The sequence below is a fragment of the Arthrobacter sp. GW822-FHT05G07 genome (assembly GCF_058799755.1).
The window spans coordinates 17497-33397 of sequence record NZ_JBXALT010000004.1; the positions used below are offsets into that span (position 1 = coordinate 17497).

15 protein-coding genes are annotated in these 15901 nt (G+C 62.5%); 11 read left to right on the forward strand and 4 right to left on the reverse strand.

Going from position 1 to position 15901, the window contains the following annotated elements:
• Positions 1-7 precede the first annotated feature (7 nt).
• The gene (locus AC1RJY_RS07345) at positions 8-490 is read left to right on the forward strand and encodes a DUF2867 domain-containing protein (protein WP_498601993.1); all 483 of its coding nucleotides are present in this window, start codon (positions 8-10) and stop codon (positions 488-490) included.
• A gap of 63 nt (positions 491-553) precedes the next feature.
• Here AC1RJY_RS07345 and AC1RJY_RS07350 read toward each other — a convergent pair whose 3' ends face one another.
• Positions 554-1309: an IclR family transcriptional regulator gene (locus tag AC1RJY_RS07350; protein ID WP_011776026.1), complete on the reverse strand. Its 756-nt coding sequence runs from the start codon at positions 1307-1309 to the stop codon at positions 554-556.
• Positions 1310-1530: 221 nt separating this feature from the next.
• On the opposite strand from AC1RJY_RS07350, the gene AC1RJY_RS07355 reads away from it, so the two are divergent.
• From AC1RJY_RS07355 to AC1RJY_RS07370, 4 genes are read left to right on the forward strand one after another with little or no spacing between them, the layout of a single operon-like run.
• A complete protein-coding gene (locus AC1RJY_RS07355; protein WP_011776027.1) occupies positions 1531-2931 on the forward strand; it encodes an NAD-dependent malic enzyme in 1401 nt (466 codons plus the stop codon).
• Positions 2932-2949: 18 nt separating this feature from the next.
• Positions 2950-4548: a malate synthase A gene (aceB, locus tag AC1RJY_RS07360; RefSeq protein ID WP_014922717.1), complete on the forward strand. Its 1599-nt coding sequence runs from the start codon at positions 2950-2952 to the stop codon at positions 4546-4548.
• A gap of 1 nt (position 4549) precedes the next feature.
• Positions 4550-5812, forward strand: coding sequence for a DUF6986 family protein (locus AC1RJY_RS07365; protein WP_210065979.1), 1263 nt, complete (start codon positions 4550-4552; stop codon positions 5810-5812).
• A 14-nt stretch (positions 5813-5826) separates the two neighbouring features.
• Positions 5827-6639, forward strand: coding sequence for a bifunctional allantoicase/(S)-ureidoglycine aminohydrolase (locus AC1RJY_RS07370; protein WP_011776030.1), 813 nt, complete (start codon positions 5827-5829; stop codon positions 6637-6639).
• Positions 6640-6712: 73 nt separating this feature from the next.
• Here AC1RJY_RS07370 and AC1RJY_RS07375 read toward each other — a convergent pair whose 3' ends face one another.
• Complete coding sequence (locus tag AC1RJY_RS07375) at positions 6713-7009, reverse strand: hypothetical protein (protein ID WP_498601994.1); 297 nt, start codon at positions 7007-7009, stop codon at positions 6713-6715.
• 10 nt (positions 7010-7019) lie between these two features.
• Positions 7020-7328, reverse strand: coding sequence for an MmcQ/YjbR family DNA-binding protein (locus tag AC1RJY_RS07380; RefSeq protein ID WP_498601995.1), 309 nt, complete (start codon positions 7326-7328; stop codon positions 7020-7022).
• Positions 7329-7464: 136 nt separating this feature from the next.
• Between AC1RJY_RS07380 and AC1RJY_RS07385 the strand changes: the two genes are divergently transcribed.
• The 5 genes from AC1RJY_RS07385 (at position 7465) to AC1RJY_RS07405 (ending at position 13535) form a co-directional block, all read left to right on the forward strand.
• Positions 7465-8052, forward strand: a complete 588-nt coding sequence (locus AC1RJY_RS07385; protein ID WP_498601996.1) for a DinB family protein — start codon at positions 7465-7467, stop codon at positions 8050-8052.
• A gap of 359 nt (positions 8053-8411) precedes the next feature.
• Entirely contained in the window at positions 8412-9851 is a 1440-nt protein-coding gene (locus AC1RJY_RS07390; RefSeq protein WP_017200651.1) for an MFS transporter, read from the forward strand.
• Entirely contained in the window at positions 9841-10539 is a 699-nt protein-coding gene (locus AC1RJY_RS07395) for an aspartate/glutamate racemase family protein (RefSeq protein ID WP_498601997.1), read from the forward strand. The genes AC1RJY_RS07390 and AC1RJY_RS07395 overlap by 11 nt, the downstream gene beginning before the upstream one ends.
• A gap of 198 nt (positions 10540-10737) precedes the next feature.
• Positions 10738-11238: a sensor histidine kinase gene (locus AC1RJY_RS07400; protein WP_167532112.1), complete on the forward strand. Its 501-nt coding sequence runs from the start codon at positions 10738-10740 to the stop codon at positions 11236-11238.
• 107 nt (positions 11239-11345) lie between these two features.
• Positions 11346-13535, forward strand: a complete 2190-nt coding sequence (locus tag AC1RJY_RS07405) for a transglycosylase domain-containing protein (RefSeq protein WP_498601998.1) — start codon at positions 11346-11348, stop codon at positions 13533-13535.
• 220 nt (positions 13536-13755) lie between these two features.
• Here the strand turns inward: AC1RJY_RS07405 and AC1RJY_RS07410 are convergent, their stop codons facing one another.
• A complete protein-coding gene (locus tag AC1RJY_RS07410; protein ID WP_498601999.1) occupies positions 13756-14487 on the reverse strand; it encodes a glutamine amidotransferase in 732 nt (243 codons plus the stop codon).
• A gap of 150 nt (positions 14488-14637) precedes the next feature.
• Between AC1RJY_RS07410 and AC1RJY_RS07415 the strand changes: the two genes are divergently transcribed.
• Entirely contained in the window at positions 14638-15879 is a 1242-nt protein-coding gene (locus AC1RJY_RS07415) for an MFS transporter (protein ID WP_498602000.1), read from the forward strand.
• The last annotated feature ends 22 nt before the right edge of the window (positions 15880-15901 follow it).

The window sequence follows — 15901 nt, forward strand, 5'->3', positions numbered from 1 at the left end:
TCAGGCCATGACCGAGAAGCCCATGACCAACCACGCGCCCTGCTTCCACTCGCTGGCCTTCCGCGAGATCCCGAGGCCGGACTATGCGGACGTTTGCCTGGCCACTCTCCCGAACGGCGCCGGCACGGACCCCACGGAATGGGCGGAGCGGTTGTTCTCCTTGGAGTCCATGCCCCGTTGGGTCGCCGGGGCAATGGGCTTGCGTCAGGCGCTTGTGCCCTTGATCGGAATTCCCAGGGCGCCTCAGGACACGTTCAAGGTGACCGACCAGTCGGGCGAAGAAGCCCTGATCTTTGTCCGGGACAAGCACCTGAACTTCGCGGCCGCCGTCGGGGTTGATCCTGTGAGCCGACTGATCAGGGTGACTACCGCCGTCGAACTTAAAGGGTGGCGCGGGAGACTGTACTTCGGCGTCGTGCGGCCCGTTCACCCGATCGTGGTGAACTCCATGCTCAAGAAGGCCACCCGCTCAAAACCCTCGCCGACATAACAAAAGATGGCAATGTTCGCGAAGAACATTGCCATCAAATGCCAACTCGACGAAGTGGGAAAGCTAGTTTTGATTGAGCTCCGCGGAGATCGCCATGGCAGCCTCGCGCAGCATGGGCACGGCGCGGTCAGCGAAGCTCTGGTCAACGCGGGTGATCGGTCCGGACACGGAGATCGCGGTGGGCGTTGGCGCGTTGGGCACGGCCATGGCGAAGCAGCGGACGCCGAGCTCCTGCTCTTCCTCGTCAATGGAGTAGCCGCGTTCGCGGATGAGCTTGAGATCTGCCAAGAGGGAGTCGATGTCGCCGATGCTCTTGGCCGTGGGAGTGGGCATGCCGGTGCGGGCCACGATGCCGCGGACAACTTCGTCATCCAGCTGGGCGAGGATGGCTTTTCCGACTCCGGTGTCGTGCGTGTGGGCGCGGCGCCCAACCTCGGTGAACATGCGCATGGAGTGCATGGACGGGACCTGGGCCACGTAGATGACCATGTCCGAGTCGAGGACGGCCATGTTGGAGGTCTCGCCGAGGCGCTCCACCAGAGTCTTCAGCTGCGGCCGGGCCACGGCTCCGAGCTGCTTGCTGGCACCTTCACCCAGGCGGATGAGCCGAGGGCCCAAAGCGTAGCGGCGGTTGGGCAGCTGACGGATGTAGCCGAGGGACACCAACGTGCGGAGCAGGCGGTGGATGGTGGGCAGGGGGAGGTCCGTGGACGACGAAAGTTCGCTCAGGGTGACGTCGCCGCCTGCGTCCGTGATCAGTTCCAGCAGTTCAAAGACGCGCTCAACGGACTGCACGCCTCCGGAGGCTTTTTCAGCCATTCCCTTGTCTCCAATGACTCAGATTCCGACAACTCTTATCCGCATCGTGAAAAGAATTGCTTAGAACACCCAACATACAGCACAACCCGCACCTGCGCGATGACGCCAAACATGACCAAGCAGGGGGTTGTGTTTCCACTTTGTAGATAATAATATCCATAATACGAAAACATTCAGTTTGGAACGGCGGCCCGGGAACGGGCCTTACAGGAGGAATTTCAATGGCGAATCCGAGCCCCGGAAACTCGATCACCCTGCGCGTCGCCGCACCGTCGAGCTTCACAGCTACCAGTGAACTGGCAGCAGCCGTCGGCGCAGCCGGTGCAGCGATCACCGCACTGGACGTCACGGAATCCCACCACGAGACGATCGTTGTTGACGTCACCTGCAACACCACGGACGACGACCACGCAGGCCGCGTGAAGGATGCCCTGAACGCCCTCGACGGCGTCACCGTCCAGCACGTCTCGGACCGTACCTTCCTCATGCACCTCGGTGGCAAGCTCGAAGTCGTCCCCAAAGTAGCCCTGCGCAACCGTGACGACCTCTCGCGTGCCTACACTCCCGGCGTCGCCCGCGTCTGCATGGCCATTGCTGAGGACCCGGCCGCAGCCCGCAACTTGACGGTCAAGCGCAACACCATCGCCGTCCTCACCGACGGTTCGGCCGTCTTGGGCCTGGGCAACATCGGCCCCGCCGCTGCCCTTCCCGTGATGGAAGGCAAGGCAGCGCTCTTCAAGCAGTTCGCCAACGTTGACGCCTGGCCCGTCTGCCTGGACACCCAGGACACCGAAGAAATCATCATGATCGCCAAGGCCATGGCCCCCGTCTACGGTGGCATCAACCTCGAAGACATCGCCGCACCGCGCTGCTTCGAAATCGAGAACCGCCTCCGCGAAGAACTCGACATCCCGGTGTTCCACGATGACCAGCACGGCACCGCGATCGTCACCCTCGCCGCCTTGGTCAACGCCCTCCGTGTTGTAGACAAGAAGCTGTCCGAGGTCAAGATCGTGGTTTCGGGCGTCGGCGCTGCCGGCTCGGCCATCATCCAGCTCCTCAAGGCCCAGGGCGCGCAGCACATCATCGCCGCTGGCCGCTCCGGCGCCATCCACTCCGGCGAGGAATACAACGACGAGCACCGCAGCTGGATCGCCGCGAACACCAACCAAGAAGGCTTCTCCGGAACCCTGCACGACGCCCTCAAGGGAGCGGACGTCTTCATCGGCGTCAGCGCCCCGCACGTGATCGGCGAAGAGCAGGTCGCTTCGATGGCCGAGGACGCGATTGTGTTCGCCATGGCCAACCCGACGCCGGAAATCGACCCCGTTGTCGCGTCCAAGCACGCAGCCGTGGTTGCTACCGGCCGCAGCGACTTCCCGAACCAGATCAACAACGTGCTGGCCTTCCCCGGCTTCTTCCGGGGCCTGTTGGACGCTGGGGCCTCGGACATCACGCCGAACATGCTGGTGGCCGCTGCCGAGGCAATTGCCAACCGGGTAGCTGACGATGAGCTCAACGCGAGTTACATTATCCCCAGCGTCTTCGATCCCCATGTTGCCGCCGATGTGGCCACCGCCGTAGCCAACGCTGCGCACGCCAACGCCGCCAGCGCACTCTAGAAAAAGGAATCCGCTCACATGGCTATCACAGTCACCGATCCCCGGCCGATCGATCGCGCCGAGGAAATCCTTACCCCCAAGGCACTGGCCTTCATCGAGGAACTGCACAAGCGCTTCGCCGGTACCCGCAACGAGCTCCTTGAGGCCCGGCAGGTCAAGCGTCAGAAGGTTGCCGACACCAGCCGGCTGGACTTCCTCCCGGAGACCCAGGAAATTCGCGACGGCGACTGGAAGGTCGCCGAGGCACCGGCAGCTTTGCAGGACCGCCGCGTCGAGATGACCGGCCCGGCAACCCCGGCCAAGATGGCCATCAACGCCCTGAACTCCGGCGCCAAGGTGTGGCTCGCGGACCTCGAAGACGCCAGCACGCCCACGTGGCCCAACGTCATCGACGCCATCCTCAACCTCCGCGACGCCGCCCAGGGAACCCTGAGCTACACCTCGCCCGAAGGCAAGGAATACCGCCTCCGCACCGACGCTCCCCTGGCCGTTGTTGTGGCCCGCCCGCGCGGCTGGCACATGGAGGAGAACCACCTGCTGGTCGACGGCGAACCCGCCGTGGGTGCGCTGGTGGACTTCGGCCTGCACTTCTTCCACATCGCCAAGCAGCTTCTCCTCAACGGCCAGGGCCCGTACTACTACCTGCCCAAGATGGAGAGCCATCTGGAAGCCCGCCTCTGGAACGACGTCTTCGTTTTCGCACAGGACTTCCTGGGCATCCCCCAAGGCAGCGTCCGCGCCACCGTGCTCATCGAAACCATCCCTGCAGCTTTCGAAATGGACGAGATCCTCTACGAACTCCGCGACCACGCCTCGGGCCTGAACGCCGGGCGCTGGGACTACCTCTTCAGCATCATCAAGTACTTCCGTGATGCCGGTGAAGAGTTCGTCCTCCCGGACCGCGCCACTGTTGCCATGACGGCACCGTTCATGCGCGCCTACACCGAACTGCTGGTCAAGACCTGCCACAAGCGCGGCGCCTTCGCCATGGGTGGCATGGCCGCCGTCATCCCCAACCGCAAGCAGCCGGACGTCACCGCCGCCGCCTTCGACAAGGTCCGTGCCGACAAGACCCGCGAAGCAAACGACGGCTTCGACGGCTCCTGGGTTGCCCACCCGGACTTGGTCCCCACCTGCCGCGAAGTCTTTGACTCCGTGCTCGGTGACCGTCCCAACCAGCTCGATAAGCAACGCCCCGAGGTGAACGTCACGGCCGAGCAGCTCATCGACGTCGCCTCTGCCGGCGGTACCGTGACGGAGGCCGGCCTTCGGCTGAACCTGTACGTCGCCGTCGCCTACACGGGCGTCTGGATCTCCGGCAGCGGCGCAGTTGCCATCCACAACCTCATGGAAGATGCAGCGACAGCGGAAATCTCCCGCTCACAGGTGTGGCAGCAGATCCGCAACAAGTCCGTCCTCGCAGACACGGGCAACACTGTGACCCGCGAACTCGTCACCCGCATCCTGGGCGAAGAGACCGAGCGCCTGCGCATCGAGTTCGGCGACGAGAACTTCACAAAGTACTACGAGCCGGCATCCAAGCTGATCGAGGACATCTGTTTGTCCGACGATTACACGGACTTCCTCACCACTCCCGCGTACGAGCTGGTGGGCTGAGATGGGCTCATTCTCTGCATCCGATCTGGCCCACATCGAGTCCCAGCTCGAGGCGACGGACCAGTTGCTTGACCGCAACTACCCGGGCGACGACGGCTCACGCCAGCCCATCCACACCGTCTACATCCCGGCCGACCGCTTCACGCCCACCTTTGTGGCTGATTGGGGCACACAGGCACTGGCGACGGCGGAAGCTCACGGCGGTCTGGAAAAGCTGGGTCAGCTTTTGGGCCAGGAGCCCCATCTGGCTGCCGCTGTTGCGGAGCGCGTCGCCGCAAAGCTCGCTGCCGAGCCCATCGAGGACCTCCGTTTGGACTTTGAAGACGGCTACGGAGACCGCGGCGATGAGGCAGAAGACGCCGACGCCGTTGCTGCCGCCAAGGCTGTTGCCGCCGCGGTTGCGGCCGGAACAGCTCCGCCGTTCATCGGCATCCGCTTCAAGTGCTTCGAAGCGCCCACCAGGGCCCGCGGGCTGAAGACGCTGGACCTGTTCGTCTCCACATTGGCTGAGGCAGGCGAACTACCTTCCGGTTTGATCCTCACCCTGCCCAAGGTCACCACGGTGGCACAGGTCCAGGCGATGGACTTCGCGGTGTCCCGCCTTGAAGAAGTCCACGGGCTTCCCGCTGGCCGGCTCCGCTTTGAGGTGCAGGTGGAAACACCGCAGCTCATCATCGGTGCTGACGGAACCTCCCCTGTGGCGCAGCTCCCCCACGTTGTTCCGGGCCGCATCAGCGCCCTGCACTACGGGACCTACGACTACAGCGCTTCACTGGGAATCTCCGCGGAATACCAGTCCATGGAGCACCCGGTGGCCGACTTCGCCAAGGAAGTCATGCAACTCGCCGTCGCTGGAACGGGCATCCGCCTCTCCGACGGTTCCACCAACATCATCCCCGTGGGCGATGCCGTGGAAGACGCATGGAAGCTGCACGGCCGCTTGGTTCGTCGCTCCCTGGAAAACGGCTACTACCAGGGTTGGGATCTGCACGCCGCCCAACTGCCCAGCCGCTTCTCGGCGTCGTACGCTTTCTACCGCGAAGGCCTCCCTGCCGCGGCCCTGCGCCTCCGCAACTACGTGGAGCGCACCGAAGGCGGCGTCATGGATGAGCCCGCCACCGCCCGCGCCCTGGCCGGCTTCGTCCTCCGCGGCGTCCAGTGCGGCGCAGTGGGGACCGACGAGGTCAAGGCGCTTGCCGGCGTCGAACTTTCACAGCTGACCGCACTGGCGCACCCGCGGCTCGCGCAACCAACTTCGCACTGATAGGAGCATTTCGCATGGGCAAGTACTACTACCCGCAGGGCGGTCTGCCGCCGCAGACCCAACTGACCACCGAACGGGCAATCGTCACCGAGGCGTACACGGTGATCCCCAAGGGCGTCATGACGGACATCGTCACCAGCAACCTGCCGGGGTTCTCCAACACCCGTTCGTGGATCATCGCGCGGCCGATTTCCGGCTTCGCCACCACGTTCTCCCAGCTGATCGTCGAAATCGCCCCGGGCGGCGGGGCTCCCAAGGCCGAGTTCGAGGCCGGCGTTGAAGGCGTCATCTTCGTCACCAAGGGCCAGGTCAACCTGACCCTCGACGGCGAACTGCACCACCTCGAAGAGGGCGGCTACGCCTATCTCGCTGCCGGCGCTGAGTGGGGCCTGGAGAACGTCTCCGACGACATCGTCTCCTTCCACTGGATCCGCAAGGCCTACGAGCGCCTTGAGGGCTTCGAGGCCAAGTCCTTCGTCACCAACGAGAAGGACGTGGAGCCCACCTCCATGCCGGACACGGACGACGTCTGGAAGACCACCCGTTTCACGGACTCCAGCGACCTCGCCCACGATATGCAGGTCAACATCGTCACCTTCCAGCCCGGTGGTGTGATCCCCTTCCCGGAGACCCACGTCATGGAGCACGGCCTGTACGTCCTGGAAGGCAAGGCCATGTACTTGCTCAACAACGACTGGGTTGAGGTGGAGGCCGGCGACTTCATGTGGCTGCGCGCGTTCTGCCCGCAGGCTTGCTACGCGGGCGGTCCGGGCGAGTTCCGCTACCTGCTGTACAAGGACATGAACCGCCAGGTGAAGCTCACCTGATTTGCGCCGAGATCGCCGGAAAGCTGCCAGTTCGCTGGAGGCTTCCCGGCGATTTCGCCGTTTTCCGGCGAACTCAGCGGCGGCGGCCGATAGCGAGCCCCGCCCAGAACGCGAGGACCAGCAAGCCCAGGACCGTCACCGCGAGCCCGAACTGCGTCCCTTGGCTGACCATGGCTCCACCGTTCCCCATGAAGACCGTGTCGCTCAACGGTGCGTAGGCGAACCAGCCGAAGCTGGTGCTTTGGTTGGTCCACGCCACGATCAGCCCCACGATCACAGCGATCAGCCCCAGCAAAGGCACGACGACGGCTGCCGGTTTGCGGGCAGGCCGCGGTGTGCTCTGTTCCCCAAGTTTGTTGTTTTCCCCCATGCGGCCGAGTCTAGCCTGCGCGCCCGCCGGCGATTCTGTACGACTCCTGCAGCAGTTCGTCGAGCTCGTCCACGTCGATGTTGTCCAGCCGGATGAGCATCAGCTTCGGGGATTGTTCGTGATGCGGTGTCCAGAAGAAGGTGTCGGGTTCCATGGCTGCGAGCGCTTCCCGTTCCTCAGTCTTGACGGTGCCGACGCCCTCCTCCCACATGCGTGCCATGAGGGTCTTGGCAAACCATGCCGGCTGCCCCCAACTGGGGCGCTCAGTGACTCCGGGCATGCTCAGGCAGATGCGTCTTACGTCGTCCTCCGTGGCCATGGTTCACTGTCGCATTCGCCCCGGGGCAGCGACAAGCGAAATCGCGGGAATGCTGCGACAACGCTGGAGCTCATCGGACTGGTTGGCACGTTTCCCGCGAACCCGGCGCCCGGACCTCTTCGGTAGAGTCCTGACCATGGATGAAAAAGCGACGCTGCTCACATATTTGCGCCTCCGTAGGACCGATCTGCTCGGGAAACTGGATGGGCTGAGCGAATACGATGCCCGCCGGCCCATGACACCCACGGGAACGAACCTGCTGGGCTTGGTCAAGCATGTGGCCAGTGTGGAATTGGGGTATTTCGGTGAGACCTTCGGCCGGCCCAGCGGCAGGGAGCTCCAGTGGTTTGCCGACGATGCAGCACCGGATTCGGACATGTGGGTTCCGGCAACGGAGAGCCGCGAAGAAATCCTGGAGCTTCACCATTTTTCCGCCAAGCACAGCGACCAGACCATCGAGTCCCTCCCTTTGGACGCTCCCGGCGTTGTGCCGTGGTGGTCGGATGAGAAGAAGAACGTCACTCTCCACCAGATCTTGGTCCACATGTGCGTGGAAACGTCCAGGCATGCGGGGCACGCGGACATTATTCGCGAACTCATTGACGGCAACATTGGGCAGAGACCGGGCGATCCGAACGTCCCGGGCCGATCTACGGAAGAGTGGGCAGCCCACCGTGCCCGTATTGAGCAGGCGGCGCTGCAGGCAGGCGAAAGCAGCGCCTAAACCTTCACAGGTGGCCTGTGAGGCGCTGGCATACTAACGGGCTCACAGGCCACTATTGCCCGGGTTGTCTTGAGTGAGGTTTGGCGGTTGAGGGCGGCGACTTTCAGACCTCTTTGGCTTCGACGATGCCCGAAAATCAACCTCTTGCGGGTGTATTCGTTCTAAAGAGGCTCATAAAGCAGCAGACCCCACCCCTCGATGAACTTCCGGTCACATTCTGTTTACACGCCAACCATGGCCTTTTGGTATCCCAAAGTGTAATCTCCATCACATTCCCTCATGTGATATTCGCATTCCGCATGACGGAACCATTCGCGTGGCAATGAATGAACCCTTCAGAGCTCAGATAGGAGCGCACTGTGGAAAAAGACCTTGCCCAGGAGGCTGCAACACCGCGGACCGGATCCCTGGCCAAACAAATCGAAGGCGCGTATCAACGGATAGGGGTGACTGGCGCACATCGCCAAATTGTCTTCATGATCCTGCTGGGCGTCTTCTTCGACGCCCTCGAACAAAATGCCGTAGGCATCACCGGACCCATCCTCCGCCAGTCGTGGGGATTGGGCGCCACCGAAATCGGCTTGCTGAACACAATGACGTTTACGGCAACCGCACTTGGACGGCTCGCGACGGGCCTCATCGTCGATAAATACGGCCGGCGGCACATGCTGGTCATCAACCTCATCATCTTCGCCGGCGGTTCATTGCTCTGCGCCGTTGCTCCGAACTATCCCATTTTGGCCGCAGGCCGCTTCATTGTCGGCTTCGGGCTCGGTGGTGAAATAGCCGTTGCCGTGATCATGATGGCGGAGTTCTTCGCCGCCAAACACCGCGGCACCGCAGTGGGACTAATCAACGTCACCGCAGCGGGTCTGGGCAACATGCTGGCACCGGCCTTCGGCATCCTCGTCTTCACGCTCTTCGACGGCCCGGACAAGTGGCGCTGGGTTTTCGGCCTGCTGTTCATCCCCGCCCTGCTGGTGATGTTCTTCAGAAGGTACGTCCCGGAAACGCCGCGCTTCCTGGCATCCCAAGGCAAAATCGATGAGGCAAACCTAGTCATCACCCGCCTTGCCCGCAACAAGCTCTCCGGCCCCATTAAGGATCCGGAAACATACATCACAGCAGTACCCGATCCTGTGGTGGTGAAATCGTCCGGGCACTGGAAGGATGCCCTCCGCGGAAAGCTCCTCAAGCGTACGGTGCTGCTGTGCGTTGCCGTTTGCATGTCCTACGCCGCCCAGATCTCCATGCTGACGCTGATGCCCACCATCCTGGTGTCCCGCGGTTATGCCGTGAACACGAGCCTCTGGTTCACGCTGATCATGCAGTCCGGTTCATTGCTTGGTGCCTGCACAGCCGCCTACCTCGCCAGCCGATTGCCCCGGAAGAAAGTGCTCACAGCGGCCGCAATTCTTGGCTGCTTGTCCGGGCTGTCAATGGCCTTCCTTGCCACCGACATCGTTCTCGTTGTGATCTTCGGAGTCCTCTTCAACTTCTCGGTGATCATCCTGAACACCACCATCTGGCTATTTGCTCCGGAGCTCTACCCCACGCGCACCCGTGGTTTCGGTACGTCCATCATTCTGGCAGCGGGTTCTTTGTCCGGAGGCCTGTTCCCGCTCATCTCCGGGGCCGTGTTCGACTCCGCCGGGTTGCCGGGTATGTTCACCACGCTGGCAGTGCTGTTCGTCATCCTGGCGATCGTGGTCCAATTCCCGCCCGAGACCTTCAACAAGCCCCTGGAAGAGGACGCTGAACCGGGCGATGACGAGGAAGCTGCGATCTATGGACACTAGCGTTCCCAGCCCGGACACCGTCCTTCTGGTCAATCCGAACACCAACGGCAACACCACAACCATGATGGTGGACCTGGCTGAGGAAAGCCTGGCGCCGCATGGTCTCCGGGTTGTGGGCATTACCGCAGCCGCCGGGCCTTCCATGATCGTGGATCCGGTCTCCTTGTCCGAGTCTGAGGCGCACGTCCGCAATGCCGTGCGCAGCTACCTTTCCGGGCCCGACGGCGGACGGGTGGCCGCTGTGATCGTTGCAGCGATTGGTGATCCGGGGCGGGCACAGTTGGACGACGAACTCAACATCCCGGTGATCGGCATAGGACAAGGCTCCGTTTACGCCGCGGCACAGAACTCCCACGGCGGGCTCCGTCACTTCGGCATGGCAACAAGCACGCCATTGTTGGCGGACGCCCTGGGCAAGCTGGTGGCGGACCATGGGTTCCAGGAGCAGTTCACCGGTGTCCGCCTGACGCTGTCAGAACCCTTGGTCTTGGCGGCAGACCCTGAACGTCAGTTCCAGGAGTTGGCGCAGGCCGTCACGACAGCCACGGAGTCTGACAAGGCTGAGGCAGTCATCATCGCCGGAGGCCCACTCAGCGCCACCGCCCGACGGCTGGCAAAGGCAACCGCCGTCGACATCATCCAACCGATCCCCAGCGCCTGCCAGCTGGTGCTCACGGCCCTGTCTTAAACGGCAAAAGCAGCGCCCGACGACGGCACCCAAGTGCCGTCGTCGGGCGCTTTAAATAACCATGCAGGGGGCCCGCAAGCCTCCCCAACAAACTTGATGGGAACTTGAGCCAATCGAAAAGCTTCCTTGATATAGCAGCGCCACGCTGGAAACAGGCGAAGCACCAATACCAAGGGGTTTCGGCAACGAATTCCAGATATGAAACACAACGATGTGGGGGAAGCAATGGAACAGGCATCAGCACTAACCGAGGTGGTAGCCGTCAAAGGCATCATCCAGGACCAACACCCCGTGGATTTCTACACGCTGGGTGTCGCAGGATGCATCGACCGGCTGGCCGCACCGCTCCGGCGCGAGGGCGTCACGGTGCACTGGCACACACCGCATCACGGCATCGAGATCTCCTCCTCAGCCGCCGCCCTTCTCTATCACGTGGCTCAGGAGACCTTCAGCAACACCCTCAACTACGCCAACGCCAGCGAGCTCACCGTCCGGCTCAACGCCGTCTACCACGGCATCCAGCTCACCATCACGGACGATGGCAGCGGATTCGAGATTCACGCCGCCCCCAGTGGTCGGCGGCACGGTTTCGGACTGCTGCTGATGTCCATAGCAGTCCACGACGCCGGCGGGACAGTTGACATCGACTCTGCCGTTGGGCGGGGCACCAGCGTGAGGGTTACGCTACCGCTGGATTGAGTCCGATTTGGGACCATATTTGGGCGTCCAAACCATAGCCCCACAGCGTTGGCGGACGTATTCTGTAGCTACTTTTCAGCCTGACATCCCTAGGGAGTGGCACGAAAATGGCACGGAACAAGGGTCCAAAGACAGGTCTGGGCAAGGTCCTTTTGAGGGTCTTCGGGTTCTTCTTCGTGAGCACTCTCTGCGGGGTGCTGATCACAGGATTCCTTGCCCCCGTGGTTGCGTTCACCAGCACCACGCTGGGCGGGTCCGTGGGGTTCTATCAAAGCCTGCCGGCCGAACTCGACGTCGACTCCCCTTCACTTTCCAGCAACGTGCTCGCTGCAGACGGCACGCTCATTGCCACCTTCTTCGCCGAGAACCGGGTGAAAGTCCCTTTGGAGGAGATGTCTCCGTTCATCCGAGAGGCCATCATCGCGATCGAGGACAGCCGTTTCTACGAGCACACTGGTGTGGATGCCCATGGCATCTTGCGGGCGCTCAGCTCCAACTTGACCCAGGGCACCCGTCAGGGCGCCTCCACGCTGACCCAGCAATACGTCACCAACGTGCTCAACGAGTCACGCCTGTCCGAAGGGCGCCCGGAAGATGTGGTGCTCAGCGGCCAGAAGACCGTGGGCGACAAATTGCGCGAAATCAAGCTTGCCCTGGAACTGGAGAAGCGCTTCAGCAAGAACCAGATCCTTGAGGGCTACCTGAACATTGTGTTTTTCAACCGGAACGCCTACGGCATCGAGGCCGCGTCCCGTTACTTCTTCAGCACCTCCGCCATGGATCTGACCTTGCCCCAGGCGGCCCTCTTGGCCGGTTTGGTGAATGGACCCAGCATCTACGACCCCATTGCCGATCCGGAAGCTGCGCTCAAGCGGCGCAATCTGGTGCTGGACCGGATGCTGGAACAGGGCAAGATCACACCGGTGGATCACGGAGTGGCGGTGGCTACGCCCATCGAGCTCAACATCACGCCTTCCCTGCAAGGTTGTGCGGGCACATCGTTTGCCACGTACTTCTGTGACTACGTCTCCCATCTCATCCTGAACAATGAGGCGTACGGTTCAACCGTGGAGGAACGTGAACGGCTTCTCTATCGCGGCGGCCTGACCATCACCACCACACTTGACAGTCGTCTTCAGAACCTCGCCCAGCAACAAGTGGATGCATCCGCCGGAGCCAACCCGGACAAGTGGGGCGCCGCGATGACCACAGTGCAGCCTGGCACCGGGAAGATCCTGGCGATGGCCCAAAACACGGTGTTCGTACCCCAGGAAGGAAAATACGATACCCAACTGAACTTCAACGTGGATGCCAAAGATGAGAACGGCTACGACCTCAACGGTGCGGGAGGATTCCAGCCCGGCTCCACCATGAAACCGTTCATCTACGCTGAGTGGCTCAACGAGGGCAAGCACCCCACCGCCGTGGTTGACGCCTCGCGCAGGGTGTACCCGGTAGGTTTCCCGTGGCGTTCGAGCTGCGGCAAGGTCCTTGGCGGTTACAGCACCGCCCAAAAGGCCCAGAACCTTGGGGCCGACGACGACCTTCAAAACAACGACGACGGCTACTACCGGCCGATGCCCATCAACTACGGCCTCTACAACTCCATCAACACGGCCACGTTCGCCACCGCGGCCCAACTGGACTTCTGCGGGATCCAGAAAATGGTGGACACCGTTGGACTGCATAGCGGCCTGGATAACGCCCCGGTGAACATGCACCAGATCGGCAACCTCCTGGGTTCCATTGGTGTTGCCCCCTTGGTCTTGGCCAGCGCCTACGCCACGTTCGCCAACGACGGCACATATTGCGAACCCATCGCGATCACCCAGGTCAGCGATTTCCAGGGCAGGGAGTACGAAGCCCAAACGCCGGAGTGCCGGGACGCCGTGAAACCGGCCGTGGCCCGCGGCGTGAATGCCGTCCTTCAGGATGTGATGAAGGTGGGTTCCGGCGTGTGGATCGAACCCAAAGTCCACACCAAGGTCCCTGTTGCCGCCAAGACCGGCACGTCCAACAACAACGGAGCCACGTGGGTAGCCGGCTACACCACCACGCTCGCCACGGCGTCGTTCTTCGGGGACACGACGGCGGGACAGCAGCGCGCGGGCCAGAACGTCACCATCAACGGCAAGTTCTACAAGTCCTTGGACGGGTACATGATCGCCGGTCCGCAGTGGGCCAACTACATGGTGGAAGCCGTGGCACTCTACCCGAGCGGGCCCTTCGTGGCGCCGGCTCCACCACCGTCCCCGGCGCCCACCGTTCCGGCGCCGCCGCAGCTGACGGCCCGGTGACCCCGCGTTGCGAGGCCCGATCTGCGCACTATTCCTTCGCGAAAGCGCGCAAAGCAGGCCCCACAACAACCCCCCCCGTTGCGAGGCCCGATCTGCGCACTATTCCTTCGCGAAAGCGCGCAAAGCAGGCCCCACAACAAACCACCCCGCGTTGCGAGGCCCGATCTGCGCACTATTCCTTCGCGAAAGGCTGCAAAGCAGGCCCCACAACTCGAGGGGGCTAGCGGGCGTAGCGCTCCGTGAAGTTCCGCAGTACTCGCATGGGCTCGGTCACGGATGATCGGCGTGCCGTCTCGATGAGTTCATCGGCTGTGTGGGGCGGGAAGTATCCGGCGTTTTTGTAGATGTTGATGCGCGTGATGAGTCCGTCGGCATCCAGTTCGGGGTGGAACTGCGTGGCGTACAGGTTGTTCTTGATCCGGAACATGTGCACCGGGCACGCAGCTGAACTGGCCAAGAGGACAGCGTGTTCGGGAAGTTGGCTGCACGCTTCCTTGTGTCCGACGAAAGCCTCAAAGGTGTGCGGGACACCCTGAAGCATGGGATCGCGTTGTCCCTCGGCCGTCAGCGTGATCTCCGTAGCTCCTACCGGCTCTCCGAAGCGGCGATCAATAACGGCGCCCTGGTGCACGCCCAGTGTGCCGACGCCGTAGCAAGCACCAAAGAACGGGAAGTCCTCGGCCACGATCCGGTCCAGGAGCCCGGAGAGTTCCTTCTCAACCCGGATCTGGGCTGCACTCTTCTCCTCCACAGGATCGCTCGAGGTATAAGGGCTGCCGCCGACAATCACGCCGGAATAATCGGACAGGTCGAGGGGCGGCAATGGCGCTGATTCCAGCCGAATACGGACCAGTTCCTCCGGTTTCAGTCCGCAGTACCGGAGATAGGCCAGGTACTCGTCATCGGCTGCGGCGTCTTCGGCGCGGGTGGCCAGCAATAAAAAGGGCTTCACAGGGCCAGTCTGCGTGAGGAATGGCTGACGTTCAAAGTGTGTTGCTAGCGGAGGGGGTTTCTGACAGAGACTCCCTTGCATCGCCGTGGCTGCATAACGTTGTAGGGACCCCTATGAAACAACAATGACTCATCCCAGAGGAGCAAATCTTTGAAGCAGGACCCCGTGGTCGTCGGAACGCCATCACCCGAGGCGTCGCGTGCTGAAACGCAGCAGCCGAAGAAGATCCCGTGGGGCGGACTGTTGGTGTTGGCGGCTGCGGGTTTCACCGCAGTAACCACCGAATTGCTGCCCTCGGGCCTGCTTCCCCAAATCAGCCGGGACCTCGGTGTGGACGAGTCGGCTGTGGGCTCGCTGACTGCGGTCTACGCTGCCATCATCGTCTTCACGGCCCTGCCGCTCTCCCGATTTCTGGCCGGAAGAGTGCCCCGCAAGACGCTGCTGATCGCCACTGTTCTGGCGTTTGCCCTGAGCAATGTGCTCCTCGCGCTCAGCCCCACGTTGGGTTGGGCGATCGGGGCACGCCTCCTTGGCGGTATCGCGCACGGCATGCTGTGGTCCAGCATGGCACCCTACGTGGCACGTATCGTTCCCGCTTATTCGGTGGGCAAGGCCATGGCTGTTGTGTTCAGCGGCACCAGCATTGCACTGGCGGTGGGCGCTCCTATCGGAACTCTCATGGGTTCACTCATGACGTGGCGGGCTTCGTTCATGGTCCTTGCCGGAGTCGGTGCACTCCTGGCAGTGATGGCCTTCTGGCTTCTCCCGGGCGCGCATGACCAGGCCAGCCAGAAGACTCCCTCCCTGCGCGCAGCCATGAAACTGCCGGGCGTGATTGCTGTGGCCATCGCTTGGCCACTCTTGTTGCTGGCCCACTTCACACTGTTCACCTATGTAGCCCCGTTCCTTCTCGCGTCCGGATTACCGGAATCCGCCACCAGCATCTCCCTCTCCGTGGTGGGAATCGCCAGCCTGGTAGGTATCTGGATTGCGGGCATGACAGCTGACTCGCGCCCACGCACCTCGGTGATTGCCGCCGTCGGACTCTTGACGCTTGCGTTCGCCCTGCTGCCTGCGCTCGGTGGCACCTGGGTGGGGGCTTTTGGACTGATGACGCTGTGGGGAATCGCTTTTGGTGCGGTGGGCATCTACAACCAGGCCGCGATCCTCCGTGCTGGTGGTGAGCACAAGGATGCTGCCAACGGCCTCACCGTGGTGACTATTCAGTTGGGTATCGCTGTGGGGGCTGTCTATGGAGCTCTTGCCCTCACCACAGTAGGTGCGGAGCTGGTCCCGTTGGCCGCCGCTTTGCCCACAGCGATCGCCTTGGTGATCATCATCGCCAGCCGTCGCGGAGGTTACCCCGCCGGGCCACGCGAGAAGCGCCGTTAACATTCCTGAAACATGGCAGTGA

Excerpts from the sequence above, each read along its gene's own strand:
- AC1RJY_RS07345 (WP_498601993.1), top strand. The coding sequence starts at position 8 with ATGACCGAGAAGCCCATGACCAACCACGCGCCCTGCTTCCACTCGCTG.
- AC1RJY_RS07350 (WP_011776026.1), bottom strand. The coding sequence starts at position 1,309 with ATGGCTGAAAAAGCCTCCGGAGGCGTGCAGTCCGTTGAGCGCGTCTTT.
- AC1RJY_RS07355 (WP_011776027.1), top strand. The coding sequence starts at position 1,531 with ATGGCGAATCCGAGCCCCGGAAACTCGATCACCCTGCGCGTCGCCGCA.
- aceB (WP_014922717.1), top strand. The coding sequence starts at position 2,950 with ATGGCTATCACAGTCACCGATCCCCGGCCGATCGATCGCGCCGAGGAA.
- AC1RJY_RS07365 (WP_210065979.1), top strand. The coding sequence starts at position 4,550 with ATGGGCTCATTCTCTGCATCCGATCTGGCCCACATCGAGTCCCAGCTC.
- AC1RJY_RS07370 (WP_011776030.1), top strand. The coding sequence starts at position 5,827 with ATGGGCAAGTACTACTACCCGCAGGGCGGTCTGCCGCCGCAGACCCAA.
- AC1RJY_RS07375 (WP_498601994.1), bottom strand. The coding sequence starts at position 7,009 with ATGGGGGAAAACAACAAACTTGGGGAACAGAGCACACCGCGGCCTGCC.
- AC1RJY_RS07380 (WP_498601995.1), bottom strand. The coding sequence starts at position 7,328 with ATGGCCACGGAGGACGACGTAAGACGCATCTGCCTGAGCATGCCCGGA.
- AC1RJY_RS07385 (WP_498601996.1), top strand. The coding sequence starts at position 7,465 with ATGGATGAAAAAGCGACGCTGCTCACATATTTGCGCCTCCGTAGGACC.
- AC1RJY_RS07395 (WP_498601997.1), top strand. The coding sequence starts at position 9,841 with ATGGACACTAGCGTTCCCAGCCCGGACACCGTCCTTCTGGTCAATCCG.
- AC1RJY_RS07400 (WP_167532112.1), top strand. The coding sequence starts at position 10,738 with ATGAAACACAACGATGTGGGGGAAGCAATGGAACAGGCATCAGCACTA.
- AC1RJY_RS07405 (WP_498601998.1), top strand. The coding sequence starts at position 11,346 with ATGGCACGGAACAAGGGTCCAAAGACAGGTCTGGGCAAGGTCCTTTTG.